The organism is Streptomyces sp. HNM0645 (genome assembly GCF_030056615.1).
Classification (GTDB): Bacteria; Actinomycetota; Actinomycetes; order Streptomycetales; family Streptomycetaceae; genus Streptomyces; species Streptomyces marianii.
This window is the reverse complement of sequence record NZ_JASHLT010000034.1, coordinates 1-16,695: the sequence shown is the minus strand read 5'-3', so window position 1 is coordinate 16,695 and position 16,695 is coordinate 1. Positions and strand designations below refer to the sequence as shown.

The 16,695-nt window shown below is 71.0% G+C and carries 13 protein-coding genes and 2 pseudogenes; 9 read left to right on the top strand and 6 right to left on the bottom strand.

Features of this window, described 5'->3' with window-relative positions; all coding sequences use genetic code 11:
- Nucleotides 1–318 precede the first annotated feature (318 nt).
- Nucleotides 319–522, top strand: coding sequence for a hypothetical protein (locus tag QMZ92_RS22795; RefSeq protein WP_283299277.1), 204 nt, complete (start codon nt 319–321; stop codon nt 520–522).
- 116 nt (nt 523–638) lie between these two features.
- Here QMZ92_RS22795 and QMZ92_RS22790 read toward each other — a convergent pair whose 3' ends face one another.
- Both QMZ92_RS22790 and katG read right to left on the bottom strand, forming a co-directional pair.
- Nucleotides 639–4,013, bottom strand: a complete 3,375-nt coding sequence (locus tag QMZ92_RS22790) for a pyruvate carboxylase (RefSeq protein WP_283299327.1) — start codon at nt 4,011–4,013, stop codon at nt 639–641.
- A gap of 513 nt (nt 4,014–4,526) precedes the next feature.
- Nucleotides 4,527–6,758: a catalase/peroxidase HPI gene (katG, locus tag QMZ92_RS22785; RefSeq protein ID WP_283299276.1), complete on the bottom strand. Its 2,232-nt coding sequence runs from the start codon at nt 6,756–6,758 to the stop codon at nt 4,527–4,529.
- Nucleotides 6,759–7,232: 474 nt separating this feature from the next.
- On the opposite strand from katG, the gene QMZ92_RS22780 reads away from it, so the two are divergent.
- A complete protein-coding gene (locus QMZ92_RS22780) occupies nt 7,233–7,643 on the top strand; it encodes a Fur family transcriptional regulator (RefSeq protein ID WP_283299275.1) in 411 nt (136 codons plus the stop codon).
- A gap of 244 nt (nt 7,644–7,887) precedes the next feature.
- Here the strand turns inward: QMZ92_RS22780 and cpt are convergent, their stop codons facing one another.
- Nucleotides 7,888–8,421, bottom strand: coding sequence for a chloramphenicol phosphotransferase CPT (gene cpt, locus QMZ92_RS22775; protein WP_283299274.1), 534 nt, complete (start codon nt 8,419–8,421; stop codon nt 7,888–7,890).
- Between the two features lie 188 nt (nt 8,422–8,609).
- Between cpt and QMZ92_RS22770 the strand changes: the two genes are divergently transcribed.
- Entirely contained in the window at nt 8,610–9,206 is a 597-nt protein-coding gene (locus tag QMZ92_RS22770) for an HD domain-containing protein (RefSeq protein WP_283299273.1), read from the top strand.
- 268 nt (nt 9,207–9,474) lie between these two features.
- Here the strand turns inward: QMZ92_RS22770 and QMZ92_RS22765 are convergent, their stop codons facing one another.
- Both QMZ92_RS22765 and QMZ92_RS22760 read right to left on the bottom strand, forming a co-directional pair.
- On the bottom strand, nt 9,475–9,939 hold the full coding sequence (locus tag QMZ92_RS22765) for a winged helix DNA-binding protein (RefSeq protein ID WP_283299272.1): 465 nt from the start codon (nt 9,937–9,939) through the stop codon (nt 9,475–9,477).
- Complete coding sequence (locus QMZ92_RS22760; RefSeq protein ID WP_283299271.1) at nt 9,936–10,427, bottom strand: MarR family winged helix-turn-helix transcriptional regulator; 492 nt, start codon at nt 10,425–10,427, stop codon at nt 9,936–9,938. Before QMZ92_RS22760 ends, QMZ92_RS22765 begins: the two co-directional genes overlap by 4 nt.
- 564 nt (nt 10,428–10,991) lie before the next feature.
- On the opposite strand from QMZ92_RS22760, the gene melC1 reads away from it, so the two are divergent.
- The 6 genes and pseudogenes from melC1 (at nt 10,992) to QMZ92_RS22730 (ending at nt 16,174) form a co-directional block, all read left to right on the top strand.
- On the top strand, nt 10,992–11,462 hold the full coding sequence (gene melC1 / locus QMZ92_RS22755; protein ID WP_283299270.1) for an apotyrosinase chaperone MelC1: 471 nt from the start codon (nt 10,992–10,994) through the stop codon (nt 11,460–11,462).
- Between the two features lie 37 nt (nt 11,463–11,499).
- Nucleotides 11,500–11,879 (top strand): annotated as a pseudogene (locus QMZ92_RS22750) (tyrosinase family protein); the annotation flags it as partial.
- Between the two features lie 101 nt (nt 11,880–11,980).
- On the top strand, nt 11,981–12,556 hold the full coding sequence (locus QMZ92_RS22745; protein ID WP_283299269.1) for an AMIN-like domain-containing (lipo)protein: 576 nt from the start codon (nt 11,981–11,983) through the stop codon (nt 12,554–12,556).
- Nucleotides 12,557–12,728: 172 nt separating this feature from the next.
- Complete coding sequence (tap, locus tag QMZ92_RS22740) at nt 12,729–14,957, top strand: telomere-associated protein Tap (protein WP_283299268.1); 2,229 nt, start codon at nt 12,729–12,731, stop codon at nt 14,955–14,957.
- Between the two features lie 98 nt (nt 14,958–15,055).
- Nucleotides 15,056–15,916, top strand: coding sequence for a Mu transposase C-terminal domain-containing protein (locus QMZ92_RS22735; RefSeq protein ID WP_502962114.1), 861 nt, complete (start codon nt 15,056–15,058; stop codon nt 15,914–15,916).
- Nucleotides 15,917–15,991: 75 nt separating this feature from the next.
- Nucleotides 15,992–16,174, top strand: a complete 183-nt coding sequence (locus QMZ92_RS22730) for a hypothetical protein (protein ID WP_283299267.1) — start codon at nt 15,992–15,994, stop codon at nt 16,172–16,174.
- A 111-nt stretch (nt 16,175–16,285) separates the two neighbouring features.
- Here QMZ92_RS22730 and QMZ92_RS22725 read toward each other — a convergent pair.
- Nucleotides 16,286–16,579, bottom strand: a pseudogene (locus QMZ92_RS22725) (transposase); the annotation flags it as partial.
- Between the last annotated feature and the right edge of the window lie 116 nt (nt 16,580–16,695).

Sequence of the window (16,695 nt, the reverse complement as noted above, 5' to 3'; positions counted from 1 at the left end):
GAGGCGGCGGGTCCTCGGGCTGCCCGCCACATCTCACTCTTCGCCCGAACCCCGCTCCCCGGATGCCGTCGGGGGATGCGTCTTCTCCGCACCGGGCACCGATGCCGTTCCCCTGCGCCCTCCCGGCCCCATGCGGGACCGGCGGCTGCCGCCGGCGGACCACCGCGTTCCCTCGCACCGGCCAGGGTGCGCTTCCGTTCGGGACTTGCGCCTCGACGTCCGCCGCCGGCTCGGGAAACTCGACGGCAACGGACGGGCCTCCTTCGGGCACGCCCCTCCCCGCTCGCGGAACGCCTCGGCGACACCGTCCGGTTGACGGTGGACTCCGACACCGACGGCAGCCCGGTGATCGAGCTGTCCGTCACCGAGCTGCGGCGGCTGCCGGCGGGCGCCGAACGCGAGCTGACCGGCCTCCACCAGCTGGCCACCGACCGGGCCACTCGGTACCGTCCCGACCACGTCGCCGCGGTGTCCTCCGCCCTCGCCCGAGCCCTGGACCTGACGGCGCCGCCGGGGCCGTAGGGCGCCCGCGGGGGCCGCCCCGTTCCGTCCACCCGTGTCGGGCGGACGAACGGGGCGACCGTCCTGGCCGCGTCTGCCCGGCAGACCCTCGCCGGCGGCCCGTGGGCGATCGGGGTTCACGCGATCTCCAGCAGGAGATCGCCCCCCTCCACCTGCTGGATCCGGTTGATGGCCAGCCGCCCGACCTGCCCGGCCTTCGGGGCGGTGATCGTGGCCTCCATCTTCATCGCCTCGATGGTCGCCACCGTGGCACCGGCCTCCACCCGGTCCCCCTCGGAGACGGTCAGTGTCACGACCCCGGCGAACGGAGCGGCGACATGACCCGGATCGGAGCGGTCGGCCTTCTCGGTGACCGGCACGTCCGAGGCCGCAGCCTCGTCGCGCACCTGGATCGGCCGCAGCTGACCGTTCAGCGTGGCCATCACGGTCCGCATGCCGCGTTCGTCGGCCTCACCGACGGCCTGCAGCCCGATGAGGAGCCGGACTCCGGGTTCGAGGTCGACCCCGTACTCCTTGGACGGCCGCAGCCCGTAGAAGAAGTCCTTGCTGTCCAGCACACTCGTGTCGCCGTACGCCTGGCGGTGGGTGTCGAAGTCGCGCGTCGGCCCGGGGAACAGCAGCCGGTTGAGCGTGGCCCGGCGGCTCTTCTCGAGCCCCGCACGGTCCTCGGGCGTGAGCTCCTGCACCGGCTTGGCCTCGGCACGGCCCTGCAGCGCCTTGCTGCGGAACGGCTCCGGCCAGCCTCCCGGCGGGGTGCCGAGCTCGCCGCGGAGGAATCCGACGACGGAGTCGGGGATGTCGAACCGGTCGGGTGTGGCCTCGAACTCCGCCGGTGAGACCCCGGCACCGACCAGGTGCAGGGCCAGGTCACCGACCACCTTCGAGGACGGCGTGACCTTCACCAGCCTGCCGAGGATCCGGTCGGCGGCCGCGTACATCGCCTCGATGTCCTCGAAGCGGTCGCCGAGGCCGAGGGCGACGGCCTGAGTGCGCAGATTGGACAGCTGTCCGCCCGGGATCTCGTGGTGGTAGACGCGGCCCGTCGGCGAGGCCAGGCCGGCCTCGAACGGCGCGTAGATCCTGCGCACACCCTCCCAGTAGGGCTCGAGGTCGCCGACGGCCTGCAGATCCAGTCCCGTGGGGCGGGGGGAGTGGTCGGTGGCGGCCACGATGGCCGACAGCGACGGCTGCGAGGTCGTGCCCGCCATGGACGCGACCGCGCCGTCCACCGCGTCCGCCCCCGCCTGGATCGCGGCCAGGTACGTGGCGAGCTGGCCGCCCGCGGTGTCGTGGGTGTGCAGATGCACCGGCAGGTCGAACTCGCGGCGCAGCGCCGACACCAGCGTGGCCGCCGCCGGAGCGCGCAGCAGACCGGCCATGTCCTTGACGGCCAGGACGTGGGCGCCCGCGGCGACGATCTCCTCCGCGAGGCGGAGGTAGTAGTCCAGCGTGTACAGCCGCTCAGAGGGGTCGGAGAGGTCGGAGGTGTAGCAGAGGGCGACCTCCGCCACGGCCGTACCGGTCTCCCGCACGGCCTCGATCGCGGGCCGCATCTGGCCGACGTCGTTGAGCGCGTCGAAGATCCGGAAGATGTCGATACCGGTGGCCGCCGCCTCCTGGACGAAGGCGTCCGTCACCTCGGTCGGGTACGGCGTGTAGCCCACGGTGTTGCGGCCGCGCAGCAGCATCTGCAGACAGATGTTCGGGACGGCCTCGCGCAGTGCCGCCAGACGCTCCCAGGGGTCCTCGGCGAGGAAGCGCAGGGCCACGTCGTAGGTGGCACCGCCCCAGCACTCCAGCGACAGCAGCTGCGGCAGCGTCCGCGCGACCGTCGGCGCGACGGCGAGCAGGTCCTTGGTGCGGACCCGGGTGGCGAGCAGCGACTGGTGCGCGTCGCGGAAGGTGGTGTCGGTGACGCCGATCGTCGGCGACTCGCGCAACCACCGCGAGAAGCCCTCCGGGCCCAGTTCGACGAGCCGCTGCCGGGAACCGGCGGGCGGCTCCCCGGCGGGCAGGGGCGGCAGCTTGGTTCCCGGGTCGACCAGATCGGGCCGTTCCCCGTGGGGCTTGTTCACCGTCACGTCCGCCAGGTACGTGAGCAGCTTCGTGCCGCGGTCGGCGGAGTGACGCGCGGTGAGCAGATGCGGCCGATCCTCGATGAACGAGGTCGTGACCCGCCCCGCCTGGAAGTCCGGGTCGTCCAGCACGGCCTGGAGGAACGGGATGTTCGTGGCCACGCCGCGGATGCGGAACTCGGCCACCGCACGCCGGGCCCGGCCGATCGCGGCCTTGAAGTCCCGGCCCCGGCAGGTCAGCTTGACCAGCATCGAGTCGAAGTGGGCGCTGATCTCCGTGCCCGCGTGGGTCGTGCCGCCGTCGAGGCGGATTCCCGAGCCGCCCGGCGAGCGGTAGGCACTGATCCGGCCCGTGTCCGGGCGGAAGCCGTTCGCCGGGTCCTCGGTGGTGATGCGGCACTGCAGAGCGGCACCGCGCAGCGTGATGGTCTCCTGGGCCAGCCCGAGGTCCGCCAGCGTCTCACCGGCCGCGATGCGCATCTGCGCCTGGACCAGGTCGACGTCGGTGACCTCCTCCGTCACCGTGTGCTCGACCTGGATGCGCGGGTTCATCTCGATGAAGACGTGGTTGCCGTCGCGGTCGAGCAGGAACTCCACCGTGCCGGCGTTGCGGTAACCGATCTCGCGGGCGAAGCGCACCGCGTCCGCGCAGATGCGGTCCCTCAGCGCCGGGTCGAGGTTCGGCGCCGGCGCCAGCTCGATCACCTTCTGGTGCCGGCGCTGGAGCGAGCAGTCCCGCTCGAAGAGATGGATGACCTCGCCGTCTCCGTCGGCGAGGATCTGCACCTCGATGTGGCGCGGATCGATGACGGCCTTCTCCAGGAAGACCGTGGGATCGCCGAACGCGGACGCCGCCTCCCGGGACGCCGCCTCGATCGACTCACGGAGTGCGGACGGGTCGTCCACGCGGCGCATGCCGCGCCCTCCGCCGCCCGCGACCGCCTTGACGAACACCGGAAAGCCGATGCCCTCCGCGGCCCCGACCAGCTCGTCCACGTCGGTGGAAGGCTGGGAGGAGCCGAGCACCGGTACCCCGGCGGCGCGGGCCGCGGCCACGGCGCGGGCCTTGTTCCCGGTCAGTTCGAGGGTGTCGGCGCTCGGACCGACGAAGGTGATGCCCGCCTCCTCGCAGGCGCGGGCCAGCTCCGGATTCTCGGACAGGAACCCGTATCCGGGGTAGACCGCGTCGGCCCCGGCCCGGCGCGCGGCACCGACGACCTCCTCGACGGAGAGGTAGGCCCGCACCGGGTGCCCCTGCTCACCGATCTCGTAGGCCTCGTCGGCCTTCAGCCGGTGCAGCGAGTTGCGGTCCTCGTAGGGGAAGACGGCGACGGTACGCGCCCCCAGCTCGTAGCCGGCGCGAAACGCGCGAATCGCAATCTCGCCGCGGTTGGCGACCAGCACCTTGCGGAACATCCTGGATCCCTTCAGCCTGGTGGCGACACACCCCATGGTCTCAGCCACCCCAGCCCCTACCCAGCGGTAACGTCAAGAGTCCCGTGGCGATCAGCACATCCGTGCGGCGTTGCGTTGATCACGTCCCCCGGCCCCCGCCGCGCGCACGCCCACCCGTCGGAGCGGGCGCGGAAGCACGTCCGGCGGGGGAGGGCCACTGCGCGGCGGTCCTGCCGGCCTCCGCCCGCCGGGGCTCCTCGTCCGGCCCGCCGACCGTGGGCTCACCGGGCTTCGGGGCCCGCGCCGCGGCGTCGTCGAGGAGGTCTGCACGGCACCCAGGAGCAGCAGCGGGATGTGCCGCACCGGGACCGCGACGGGAAAGGCGGCCGGCCGAAACGCCGGGGCCGAGACGGATGCGACCGGTGGGTTTCCGCAGTGGGAAGCGGAAGGCGCACCCCAGGGGTGTGGGGTGCGCCCTTCCGCAGCCGCGAGAACGTCCGGGCCTGCCGGCGCGGGCCGGCCCGGACGCCGGGATCACACGAGGTCGAACCGGTCCAGGTTCATGACCTTGTCCCACGCCGCGACGAAGTCCCTCACGAACTTCTCCTTCGCGTCGTCGCTCGCGTAGACCTCCGCGAGCGCACGCAGCTCGGAGTTCGACCCGAAGACCAGGTCGGCTCGGGTGCCGGTCCACTTGACCTCGCCCGTGACGTCGTCACGGCCCTCGAAGGTGTTCGCGTCACCCGACGTCGCCTGCCACGTCGTCCCCAGGTCGAGCAGGTTGACGAAGAAGTCGTTCGTCAGCCTCCCCGGGGTCGCCGTGAGAACGCCCAGCTGCGACTGCTGGTGGTTCGCGCCGAGGACGCGCAGCCCGCCGACGAGGACCGTCAGCTCGGGCGCGCTCAGGGTCAGCAGGTTCGCCCGGTCGATCAGCAGGTACTCGGCCGGCAGCCGGTTGCCCTTGCCGAGGTAGTTGCGGAAACCGTCGGCGGTCGGCTCGAGCGCGGCGAACGACTCCGTGTCGGTCTGCTCCTGCGACGCGTCCGCGCGGCCCGGGACGAAGGGGACCTCGACGGCGACGCCGGCGTCCGCGGCCGCCTTCTCCACGGCCGCACCGCCCGCGAGGACGATCAGGTCGGCGAGCGAGATCCGCTTGCCGCCGTCCTGGGCGGAGTTGAAGGACTGCTGGATCCCCTCGAGGGTCCGCAGCACGCCCGCCAGCCGGTCGGGGTCGTTGACCTCCCAGCCGCTCTGCGGCTGCAGCCGGATGCGGGCACCGTTGGCGCCGCCGCGCTTGTCGCTGCCGCGGAACGACGAGGCCGACGCCCACGCCGTCGACACCAGCTCGGACACCGAGAGGCCCGAGTCGAGGATCCGCGCCTTGAGGGCGGCGACGTCCCCGGTGTCGACCAACTCGTGCGTCACCTCGGGGAGCGGGTCCTGCCACAGCAGCACCTCTGACGGGACCTCCGGACCGAGGTACCGCTGGATCGGGCCCATGTCCCGGTGCGTCAGCTTGTACCAGGCCCGGGCGAAGGCGTCGGCGAACGCGCCGGGGTTCTCGAGGAACCGCCGTGAGATCTGCTCGTAGACCGGGTCGACGCGCAGCGACAGGTCGGTCGTGAGCATCGTCGGGGCGTGGCTCTTCGACGGGTCGTGGGCGTCGGGGACGGTGTCCGAGCCGGCACCGTCCTTCGGTCGCCACTGGTGCGCGCCGGCAGGGCTCTTGAACAACTCCCACTCGTAGCCGAACAGGATCTCGAAGAAGCTGTTGTCCCAGGTGATCGGGGTGTTCGTCCAGATGCCCTCGAGACCGCTGGTGATCGCGTCGGCGCCCTTGCCGGTGCCGTGGCTGTTCCGCCAGCCGAAGCCCTGCTGCTCCATCGGGGCGGCCTCGGGGTCCGGGCCCACGGCGTCCGCCGGGCCGGCGCCGTGGGTCTTGCCGAAGGTGTGGCCGCCGGCGATGAGGGCGACCGTCTCCTCGTCGTTCATCGCCATGCGGCGGAACGTCTCGCGGATGTCGCGGGCGGCGGCCAGCGGGTCCGGGTTCCCGTTGGGGCCCTCGGGGTTGACGTAGATCAGGCCCATCTGGACCGCGCCCAGCGGGTTCTCGAGCTCCCGGTCGCCGGTGTAGCGCTCGTCACCCAGCCAGGTGGTCTCCGGACCCCAGTAGACGTCCTCGTCGGGCTCCCAGACGTCCTCACGGCCGCCGGCGAAGCCGAAGGTCTCGAAGCCCATCGACTCCAGGGCGACGTTGCCGGCGAGGATCATCAGGTCGGCCCACGAGAGGTTCTGGCCGTACTTCTTCTTGACCGGCCACAGCAGCCGGCGGGCCTTGTCGAGGTTGCCGTTGTCCGGCCAGCTGTTGAGCGGTGCGAAACGCTGCTGGCCGGCCCCGGCGCCGCCGCGGCCGTCACTGATGCGGTACGTGCCCGCGCTGTGCCACGCCATGCGGATGATGAACGGGCCGTAGTGACCGAAGTCGGCCGGCCACCAGTCCTGGGAGGTCGTCAGCACCTCGGCGATGTCCCGTTTCACGGCCGGCAGGTCGAGGCTCTCGAACGCCGCGGCGTAGTCGAAGTCCTCGCCGAGCGGGTTGGCCACGGCGGGGTTCTTGGCGAGGATCCTCAGATTGAGCCGCTCCGGCCACCACTGCCGGTTGCCGCCGCCCTGCGTCGGGTGCGGTGCGCGCCCGTGCGCGACGGGGCAGCCACCCCCGCCCTCGGCCTTCGCGTCGGCGACGATTGCATCATGGTTCTCGGACATGGGAATCCTTCCGGGCTGGGCGGATCACGTGCTCAGGAACTGCGGGCTGTCGAACTGTGGGGGTGCGGGCCCCGTGAGTCGGCCTTGCCGCCGGGGCGACCGCGCGGGGCGACGGCCGGTCCCACGGGGGACGGGCCGACATGGTGAAGTGAGGCGCGCCTCGCGGGCCGGCGGGACGAACAGCCGCCCGCGCGACAGGTGCTGCCGGAGGCCACCGTCCCGGCACGGTGCCGGTCACCGCCCCTTGCGGTCCCGGGCGGCGCCACGCCGCCGGACGGCGCGGCTCGTCGGCGGTGGTCCGGTCATGTCTTCGTCTCCTGCCGTGCTGGAGTCTGCACCCTTGGCTGTCGCCGGAACCGATCCTACGATGGACTCAGTCCAGGTCAAGAAGCTCGCCTAGTCCATATCCGATCAGGATCCGGACATCCGCCGGTAAACTTCGGCCATCCGCCACGTACGAATAGGTGAACCGACATGAGTGACCTGCTGGAACGGCTGCGAGGGCGTGGCTGGCGGGTGACCGCCCAGCGGCGTGTCGTCGCGGAGGTCCTCGACGGCGACCACGTACATCTCACGGCTGACGAGGTGCACGCCCGCGCGGTGGAGCGGCTGCCCGAGATCTCCCGGGCGACCGTCTACAACACGCTCGGCGAATTGGTCGCCCTCGGCGAGGTCGCGGAGGTCTCCACGGACGGCCGTGCCAAGCGCTACGACCCCAACGCACACCACCCGCACCAGCACCTGGTGTGCTCCGGCTGCGGCACCATCCGCGACGTACACCCGGTCGGCGATCCGGTGGCGGCCCTTCCGGCCGCGGAGCGGTTCGGCTTCACGGTATCCGGAGCCGAGGTCACCTACCGCGGGCTGTGTCCGTCCTGCCGCTGAATCCCGCCCGGACGCGACTGCTTCCAACCATCCGGCGGTCGGTGACCTGACCTGACCTCGAGCTTCGAGGCCCTTGCGGCCATCCGGACCCGCCGTCGTCGGCCGCACCGCCGAACGGGGCTCGACCTCGCGCCGGGCACCTGTGCCGCCTCCCAGTCGTGTCGCGGCCGGGCAGGGACACCCGCTCTCGACCGGCCGCGACACGCCGTGTTTCTCGTGCGGGTTCGGGGCGTGCCCGGCGCCGTCAGCGGACGCGGGCAGCGATCGTTCGCGCGCACACCAGGGACTCGGTGTGCGTCGTGTCCACCTCCAGGTCGTAGCGCACCCCCTCGTGGACCGCGTCCGCCTGCAACGCGGCCATGCCCTGGACGCGATCGCCTCGGGCGAGCTCACGGCCCGCGGCGACCGCGCTCTCACACCTGACGCCGACCCACAACGCCTCCAGCCCGCCCAGGGCCTTCTGCCACCGACGCTGGGACGCCGCGCCGCCGAGGAAGACATCGTCGACGACGACCCTGGCGCCTGCACGAGCCATTGCCACGACGCCCTCTGTCCAGGCGGCTTCGAGCTCGCGGAACTCGGCCCCTACAGCCACCGCGCCGTCTGCGGCGAACGTGATCCCCTCGTCCGACGCCCGCGTCCTCGCGGGCAAGGCGTCGACGAACTTGTCGCACCCGAACGCCAGCCACGGACTCGGCAGGACGGCCTGCAAGCACCGGACGATCCCCGACTTACCCGAGCTGGAACCACCGTTGAGAATGATCATGTGAGTCGTCACCGCGCCACAGTAGGGCGCTGTCCGCACAGCGCGAAACCGATGTCGTCAGGCGCTGCTCCGCTGCGACGCCAGGCGAGCGCCCCCGTTCCCGGTCACTCCGCAGCCGTTCGGCCCCCGCAGAGGCGGCACTGCTCTCCGGGATATCCGGTACGCCCCTTCGAGGTCCCCGCGCTTGTTAGCCTCGCGGAGTGCAGATCCCCGACGTCGGCGAGATTCGCGACCTTCATGTGAAGTATGCGCCGTCCGAAGAGGCTCTTGACCTCGTGCTGACGCACTGTGAGATTGTTTGGAGCATTGCCGAGCAGCTCGTTTCCGTGTCGGGAGTGGATGTCGACGCGGATGTGGTCCGGGCGGGCTCCCTGGTGCACGACATCGGCGTTTATCGCCTCTACGACCACACCGGGCGAGTGGACCAGGCGCACTACGTGCGGCACGGGGTGCTCGGGCACGAGATCCTGGCGGCGGAAGGGTTCTCCGAGGAACTGTGCCGGTTCTGCTCCTGCCATACGGGGGTGGGCTTGACCAGGTCCGACGTGGTCGGGCAGGGCCTGCCGTTGCCGCCAGGCGACTATGTTGCGGTGACGAACGAGGAGAGGCTGGTGATGTATGCGGACAAGTTCCACAGCAAGACCACCCCGCCGAAGTTCGTCACCGCGGATTCCTACGCCGCCTACGTAGCGCGGTTCGGTGAGGACAAGCGCACCGCCTTCCACGGGATGCGGGGGCTGTTCGGTGTACCCGACCTGGGCGAACTGGTCGCCGTGTACAGCCACGCTGTGACCTGAACATGGCTGTGGCCTGAACATGAGAGTGCTCGGTCGGTGACACGGAATGGGCGACGGCCGGCGCCGCTCTCGGGGCCCGTTGCCGTCCTCCGCCCGCCGAACGGGGCGACCACCGCGACGAGTCCCGGCGCGTTGCCGGTAGTGGTACCCGGCATGGCGCCTTCGGGTGCCGGTGGTCATCTCGCGGTCCGTGCGTACTTGCCCAAGGCCGCTGCGAGGCCACCCAGCGCGCAGGGCATCGCAGCGGCGGGAGCTCGGTTGTCGTCCGTCAACTGCTCAGCGCGGCGAGTTCCGCGTTGGCGCGCTGGGTGACGAGGGCGAGAACACGGCCCGCGGCGGCGAGGTCCTCGGCGGGTATACCACTCCAGATGCGATTGCTGACGGGGGTGGTCTCCGCCGCCACGGCGGCGAGCAGTTCGTGTCCTGCCTCGGTGGGGCGGAGGTGTGCCCCCTCCGCGGCGAGCAGCTGGCCGGTCAGCAGTTCGTCGAGTGTGGTGCGGATGTCGGCCGGGTCGGCCTTCAGCGACGCGTGGACTCGGGCGACGAGCTCGTCCGGGGTCTGCGGGGACGAGGCGTTGATGGCGGTGCGCAGGGCGATCTGCTGCTGGAAGGTGATGCCGTGCCGTGCCAGGACGCGTTCCAGTACGCCGCGAGCGGCGTGGTGGGCGAGGCCGAGGGCGCGGGCGTCGGCGACGGGGGAAGGGTGGGTGCTGGTGGACGAGGTGGTTGTCATGGTGTCCCCTGGGTGCTCTCGTCGTTCGATACGGATGGTGCGAGAGGTGCGTTGAGCAGGGTTGTCAGTTGCTCGGTGAACGCGTGTGTGTGGGGGGAGTCGATGCCGCCGAGCGGCTGCAGCAGTTGCTGGAGCAGGTCCTGGACCACGGCCATGGCGTGGCGGGTGACGGCCTGGCCGTGCTCCGTGAGCGCGAGCTGTACGGCGCGGGGATCGCGGGGGTCGCGGGAGCGTTCGATCAGACCGGTCGACTCCAGGGTGCGTGCCAGTTTCGAGACGTACAGCGCCTCCAGTCCGGTGTGGTCGGCGAGTCGACGCTGACTCGGTCGTTCGCCGCACCGCTGCATGCCGTGCAGTGATGCGACCAGTGAGTACTGCGCGTGGGTGAGACCCAACGGTGCCACCGCGCGATCGACCGCGACCCGCCATTTGTTGGCGAGCCGCCACACCAGGAAACCGGGCGTGGGGCCCGGCGAGCTCTCTCTCATGCATATAGAATACATGGATATTATGTCCATGGCATCTATGTTGTCGGCAGGCTCCGAGCCGACAGCCGGCCCTTGCAGTCGGAGGCCGGGGGCAGTGCCCCCGCGTCATGTCGAGACGCCCTCAACCCGTACCCCGTACGCGGCGGTTGGCCCGCGAGGCCGGCCGTCCGCGAGTGGCCGCAGCGTCCGAGGGGTCGAGGCAACCGGACCGTGTACCCAGGAACGCGGCCGGTGCCTGTGGATTCCCGCCGAGTTGTCGGCTTCCGTCCGGCCGTCTCCCGATGGACGCCGTAGCAGGATTTGCGGAAGCGGATGTCGAGTCGGACCGGATTTCCGTCCCTCCCTTGGGGCTGCGCAGGCGCACTGGGAAGATCTGCGCCGTTGAACGGCGCACCTTCCATGCAATGTTGTCTGGTTCGTGACGATCCGCCTGCCGCCCTCCTTCGCGCCACGCGCCTCGCTGCGAGCATGTGGCGGCACGGGGCATTCGCCGTCCCGTCGTAGGGGGAAGGTCTCCCGCCCTCAGGCTTTCCCGGCTGGGCGGCCCGACGAGAGGAGCAGATCGTGCAGAGTCCCACACGCCGCGCAGTGGTCCGTACGTCCACACTGGCGTTGACCGGTGCCGCACTCGCAGGACCCGTCACCATCGCGGCAGCGAACGCGTTGAGGCCCGGACCGCCCGCGGGCGGTCATGCCGCCGCTCGAGGAAGTCGCGCAGCGGAGTCGTCCGCCGCCCCCGAGCCGGAGGCCTTCGACGAGATGTACCTGGGCCGGCACATGGAGGGCCGGCCTGCCGCCGGCCGGCACGGCGGTCACTCCGGCCACGGCGCCAGTGGGCCGCCCGCCGACGAGCCCGGAGGCCACGTCGAATACGTCGTCCGGGTGGACGACGACGATCTCCACGTCATGCAGAACGCGGACGGGACATGGATCAGCGTCGTCAATCACTACGAGAAGTACCGGACGCCGCGGGATGCGGCCCGCGCCGCGGTCCGCGAACTGCGCGGAGCCTCCCTGGTGCCCGTCACTGTCTGACATCGCGCTCGAACCCCCACCGCAAAGGATCGTCGCCATGGCAGACCGAAAGAAACAGGCAGACCTGTCCGCCACCGAGAGGCGGGACTTCGTCGACGCCGTCCTCGAACTCAAGCGCCGGGGCCGATACGACGAGTTCATCACCACCCACAACGCCTTCGTCCTCAGCGACACCGACACCGGGAGCGGACGGGATACCGGTCACCGTCCTTCCTCCCCTGGCACCGCAGGTTCCTGCTGCAGTTCGAGCAGGTGCTGCAGAGCATCACCCCCACCGTCACCCTCCCGTACCGGGACTGGACCGCCGACCGCACGCCTCGAAGCTCCCTGTGGGCGGACAACTTCCTTGGCGGTGACGGCCGCAGTGGGGACGGCAGGGTCACCACGGGCCCCTTCGCCTTCTCCGGCGGCAACTGGCCGTTTCGTGGCTGAAAGCCGGGAGCGGAGCAACCCGCCGGTTGCTCATCCGTCTCACTGCGCGTGCACCCGCACGTCATCAACGATTCTGAGGAGCGAACATGCGACGTTCATTGGCCATCGGCGCGGCGTTCCTGCTCGCGGGAGCAGGACTTGCGGCGTCGGCAGGACAGGCGGCAGCGAAACCGCACCGCGCCGACGCGGCGACTCCCGCCGACACCTGTTCGACCCCCTGGGGCAGCAGTGTCAAGTCAGCCGCAGGCGGGAACGTCGAACCCCTGACGGGCATCAGGGTGGGACGGCACACGTGCTTCGACCGCATGGTCTTCGACGTCGGCGGAGCGACGGACCCGGTGGGCTACCACGTCAGCTACGTCGACGCGTTCCACCAGGACGGATCCGGTGACCCGATACCCGTGGGCGGGGGAGCCGTACTCCAGATCTTCGTCTCCGCACCCAGCTACGACCCCGCGACGATGCGCCGGGTGTACCCGGGGCGGGCGGGGGAGCCGCTGCCCGGTGTGGACCTCGCCGGCTTCGCGACGTTCAGGGACACGAAGTTCGGGGCGAGCTTCGAAGGCCAGACCCAGGTCGGGCTCGGTGTCCGGGCCAGGCTGCCGTTCCGGGTGCTCCAGTCCGAGGGGAAACTGATCGTGGACGTCGCCCACAAGTGGTGACCGGGCGCCCCGGCACTCGTCACGGGCCAGGGCCCGTGACGAGCGAGCCGGAACAAGGGGGGTGAGGAGGGCCGACCACCTCATACCGGGAGCAAGCTTCCCCAAGCCGTGCGATCCGTGCGCGATGTGTCATGTGATCGGTGTAGCGTTCCGGGGTGGAGGTGGTGACGACGTGTCGAGCGATGAGGAAACGCTGTTCGGTGCGGTCGACGCACTGCTGGAGGAAGTCGCGTCGAGGGAGTCGCTTCCGGACCCGGCGGAGCGGAAGCGGCTGCGGGAGGCTGCCGGCCTGAGCCAGGAGCAGGTGGCCAAGGTCCTTCAGGTCCGTCGTGAGGCGGTCAGTGGCTGGGAGGCGGGTCGGACGGAGCCGCGGCCGCCGAAACGCGCTGCCTACGCACGGCTCCTGGAGGGACTTGCGGCCCGGTACCCGGCGCCGGATGCGGCGGGGTCCGCCGCGACGAGGCGGGGCGTCCCTTTCCCCGGGGCAGGTGACGTGGAGCCGGCGCCCCAGTTCCGGCCGCCGTCCGTGCCCGCTGCGCCGGACCCGGTGCGCGAGCGGACAGCTCCCACGGCTCCCACGCGACCCGGCTCCGCGAGCACCGAGGCGCCCGGTGCGGCACCTCGTCGCACCGACCCTGCGAAGACGACGGCGGAGCGCGCCCCCCTTCCGGCCGCCGTCACGACCGATGCGCGTTTCGTGCACGGTCCGCTGGGTGTGCTCGACGGGGACGGGTCCGTGTACTGCCCGGGCGGTCTGGTGCTGGACTGCCCGGCTGGGAACCTCGTAGGGCTGGTGGAGTGGGCGCTGGGCGAGGCGAAGCTCGGCGCGGAGCGGCTGCACCGTTCGGGGAAGGACGCCGATCCTCTCGTCGTGGTCACGGCTGCCGCCGCCGAACGCCTGGGTCTGCCGCCGGTGTTGGAGGACCGGCGAGGCCTGCGGCTGCCGGAGAGCCATCCGGTGGTGAAGCAGATCGCGAAGGCGGGCTGGAAGCTCACCAGGCGCGGCTTCGGCCCGTGGGCGCGTGTCTACCGGTCTGCCGCGGGGGACCGGCGGCAGTGTGTGCAGTTCGCGATCCTGCCGTGGGACGCGCTCGACACACGTGCCTGGGGCGACACCGCCCGGCTTCCCGCGCCGGACGTCGCCGCCGTGCTCGGCACGTACGCGTCCCGCGTGATCACGCCGCGCGGGTCGACGGCCGTGTGCGGGCTTGAGTTGATGACGGCGCTGCGCCCGCCGACCCGTGCCGTGCGGGACGAGGCGTCGGGGACGTGGGTGTCCGGCGCGCTGCCCGGCTCGCTGTCCGGGCCGGTGGACCCGGCACCGCCTGAGGCGCCGGCCGAGCATCCGATCGTCTCGGGCCTGTACCCGCGTCACCACCAGCGCACTCCCGACCAGGTCCTCGACGAGGAGGCGTTCGACTGGATCCGCGGACCGGAGCTGCTGACCGGTGCCGAGTGCGCGCGCCGGTTCGCGGTGGGGATCGACGTGAACACCGCGTTCCTCGCCGCCGCGAACCGGCTCGTCGTCGGCCTGTCGGCCCCTGTCCACGTGAAGGAACCGGCCTTCGACAAGAGGGTCCCCGGCTCCTGGCTCGTCGACCTGTCCGGCATCGAGCTCGATCCCCGGCTGCCGAACCCGTTCACACCTGACGGTTCGCGACCGGACGGCCCCGCCTGGTACGCGACCCCGACCGTCGCCTACGCCGCCGAACTCGTCGCGACCTACGGGCTGCCCGTCGCCGTCGAGCCGGTCGAGGCGTGGCTGCGGCCGGAGTCGGGACCCTACCTGGACCCCTGGTACAAGCGGCTCAGCGAGGCGTACAAGGCCACGATGGCCGACCTCGGTGTGGTGGCCGGGATGGACGAGAGCGACTTCCTCGCCGTGATGGAGACGCACCGACAGGCCGATCCGGGCACGGCCGCCGTCCTGTCCGCGATCAAGGCGACCGTCAAGGGCGGGATCGGCAAGCTCCGGGAGCGCCCGCAGGGCGCCGGATACCGGGCGGGGGAGCGGTGGCCCGCACTGGAACGCCCCACCTGGCGCCCGGACATCCGGGCAGCCGTCATCTCCACCGCGCGCGTCAACATGCACCGCAAGCTGCTCAGGACGGCGCTCGCCACACAGCAGGCACCCCCGCCCACCGGGCATCTTGTCCTGGAGGACGACGCACTCGTCCCGGTCGCGCTCCTGTCGGACTGCGCCGTATACCTCTCCGACGGGCCTTCGCCGCTGGACGTCCTGCCGCACACGCCGGACGGCAAGCCCGCGCCCGGTACGTTCCGGCTGGGGGTGAGTCCCGGCATGGTCAAGCACGAGGGCACGCAGGACCTGATGTGGGCGGTCCAGCTGCTCGAAGCGGGACACAATCCCGCTCAGCACATCAAGGGCACCGACGTGTAGGTACTCAGAATCCGCGTCATGTTCTCGCGAGCGATGACCCCTGAATAGCACTTATGACGCGGTGCTGAGAATACCCAGCTCGGAATGATCACCCCTCGGTGCAGCCGGCTCGTTTGCGGACGGGCCGGGACAAGGGCCCGCTGGAGAGATTTTTTCTGACCCTGCGTGAGGACGTGCTGCAGGGCCTGCCCGGCTACAAGGGCCCCGATCTGCACTCGCGCGGGGAGAGACCAGAGGGGGAGGCGTTCTTCTTCCTCCACGAACTTGAGGCGATCATCCGTGAATGGGTGGCCTGCGTGTATCACGTGAGGCCGCACACGAGTCTGGTCGATCCCAGGGTGCCGGGGCTGCGGATGTCGCCTGCGGCGATGTTCGAGCACGGGCTGAACCTGGCCGGCTACATCGAGGTCCCGCGCGATCCGGATCTGGCGTTTGAGTTCCTGCGGGTCCAGCGGCGGAAGATCCAGCACTACGGCATCGACCTGGACGCGCGCCGTTACAACGGCGCCGCCCTGGACCCCTACCGCGGTCTGCTCAGCGACGAGCGGGACGGCAGGTGGGCGGTCGCGGTGAACCCGGACGACATCAACTCGGTCTACTTCCGCGATCCCGCGAGCCGCCGGTGGCACGCGCTGGCCTGGGAGCATGCGCCGGGCCGGGACATGCCGGTGAGCGAGGAGGCCCTGCAGTTCGCCCGCCGCCTGGCCGCGGCCCGTGACCGGTTCCCGGACGACAAGGCCGCGGTCCGCGATCTGTTCGAGCGATGGAACCTCGGCCTGGGCACCACGCTGGTCGAGCGCCGCATGGCGCTGCGGCTCGCCCGGGAACAGGCCGCCCTGGATCTGCCCGAGCCCGAGGAGGGCGTCGCCGCGCTGCCGAGCGTGAGGCGCCTGATGGATCTGCCGGACGCGGCGGAAACCGCTGCTCGCGCCCGAGGCTGCGCAGGAGATGGGCGATGACGACGTGGCCGAGGATGCCGAGGTCGTGGAGCTGGAAGACGACAGCGACTTCTACGCCGATGCGCTGGAGGATGCGTGAACAGCGAAAACATGTGGACGCCCGGGGACGCGCACCGGCTCGACGCGCTGACGCTGTCACGCAAGGAAGGCTGGGCGGCGTTCGCGGAAGCGGAAGCGCGCGTCCAGCCCGAACTGCTGTCCCGGGGTCGTGCGCCGGCCCGTCTGGGCCAGGACTGCTTGCCTTGGAGAAGCGCCTAGTAGTGCTTGGTCAGGTCGGTATCGGTTCTGGCATGTTGCGGTGACAGGTGGGGCAGGCGCCGGTCCAGACCGCGAGGAGTAGCTGCAGTTCGCGGGCGACCTGGTAGAGGCTCAGGCCGGCGCCGTCTCTTTTGGGGACCGGGTGATGCGCTGAAGGGTGCAAAAGGCGTGGGCGACGGAGACGAGGGTGACGTGGTGGTGCCAGCCTCTCCAGGTGCGGCCTTCGAAGTGGGCCAGGCCCAGGGTCTGCTTCATCTCGCGGTAGTCGTGCTCGATGCGCCAGCGTAGTTTCGCGGTGCGCACGAGTGTGGCCAGCGCCGTGTCGGCGGGCAGGTTGGACAGCCAGAACTGGACGGGTTCGGGCTGGTCGGCGGGCCATTCGGCCAGCAGCCAGCAGACGGGCAGGTGAGGTTGATCCCCGGGAGTGGACACCGAGTTTCATGCGACGAGTGACAGCGTACGTGACGTGATCAGTTGCTGTTCGAACTCGACCGGTGTGAGGTAGCCGAGGGCGGAATGCC

Excerpts from the sequence above, each read along its gene's own strand:
- QMZ92_RS22790 (WP_283299327.1), bottom strand. The coding sequence starts at position 4,013 with ATGTTCCGCAAGGTGCTGGTCGCCAACCGCGGCGAGATTGCGATTCGC.
- katG (WP_283299276.1), bottom strand. The coding sequence starts at position 6,758 with ATGTCCGAGAACCATGATGCAATCGTCGCCGACGCGAAGGCCGAGGGC.
- QMZ92_RS22780 (WP_283299275.1), top strand. The coding sequence starts at position 7,233 with ATGAGTGACCTGCTGGAACGGCTGCGAGGGCGTGGCTGGCGGGTGACC.
- QMZ92_RS22765 (WP_283299272.1), bottom strand. The coding sequence starts at position 9,939 with ATGACAACCACCTCGTCCACCAGCACCCACCCTTCCCCCGTCGCCGAC.
- QMZ92_RS22760 (WP_283299271.1), bottom strand. The coding sequence starts at position 10,427 with ATGAGAGAGAGCTCGCCGGGCCCCACGCCCGGTTTCCTGGTGTGGCGG.
- QMZ92_RS22745 (WP_283299269.1), top strand. The coding sequence starts at position 11,981 with ATGCGACGTTCATTGGCCATCGGCGCGGCGTTCCTGCTCGCGGGAGCA.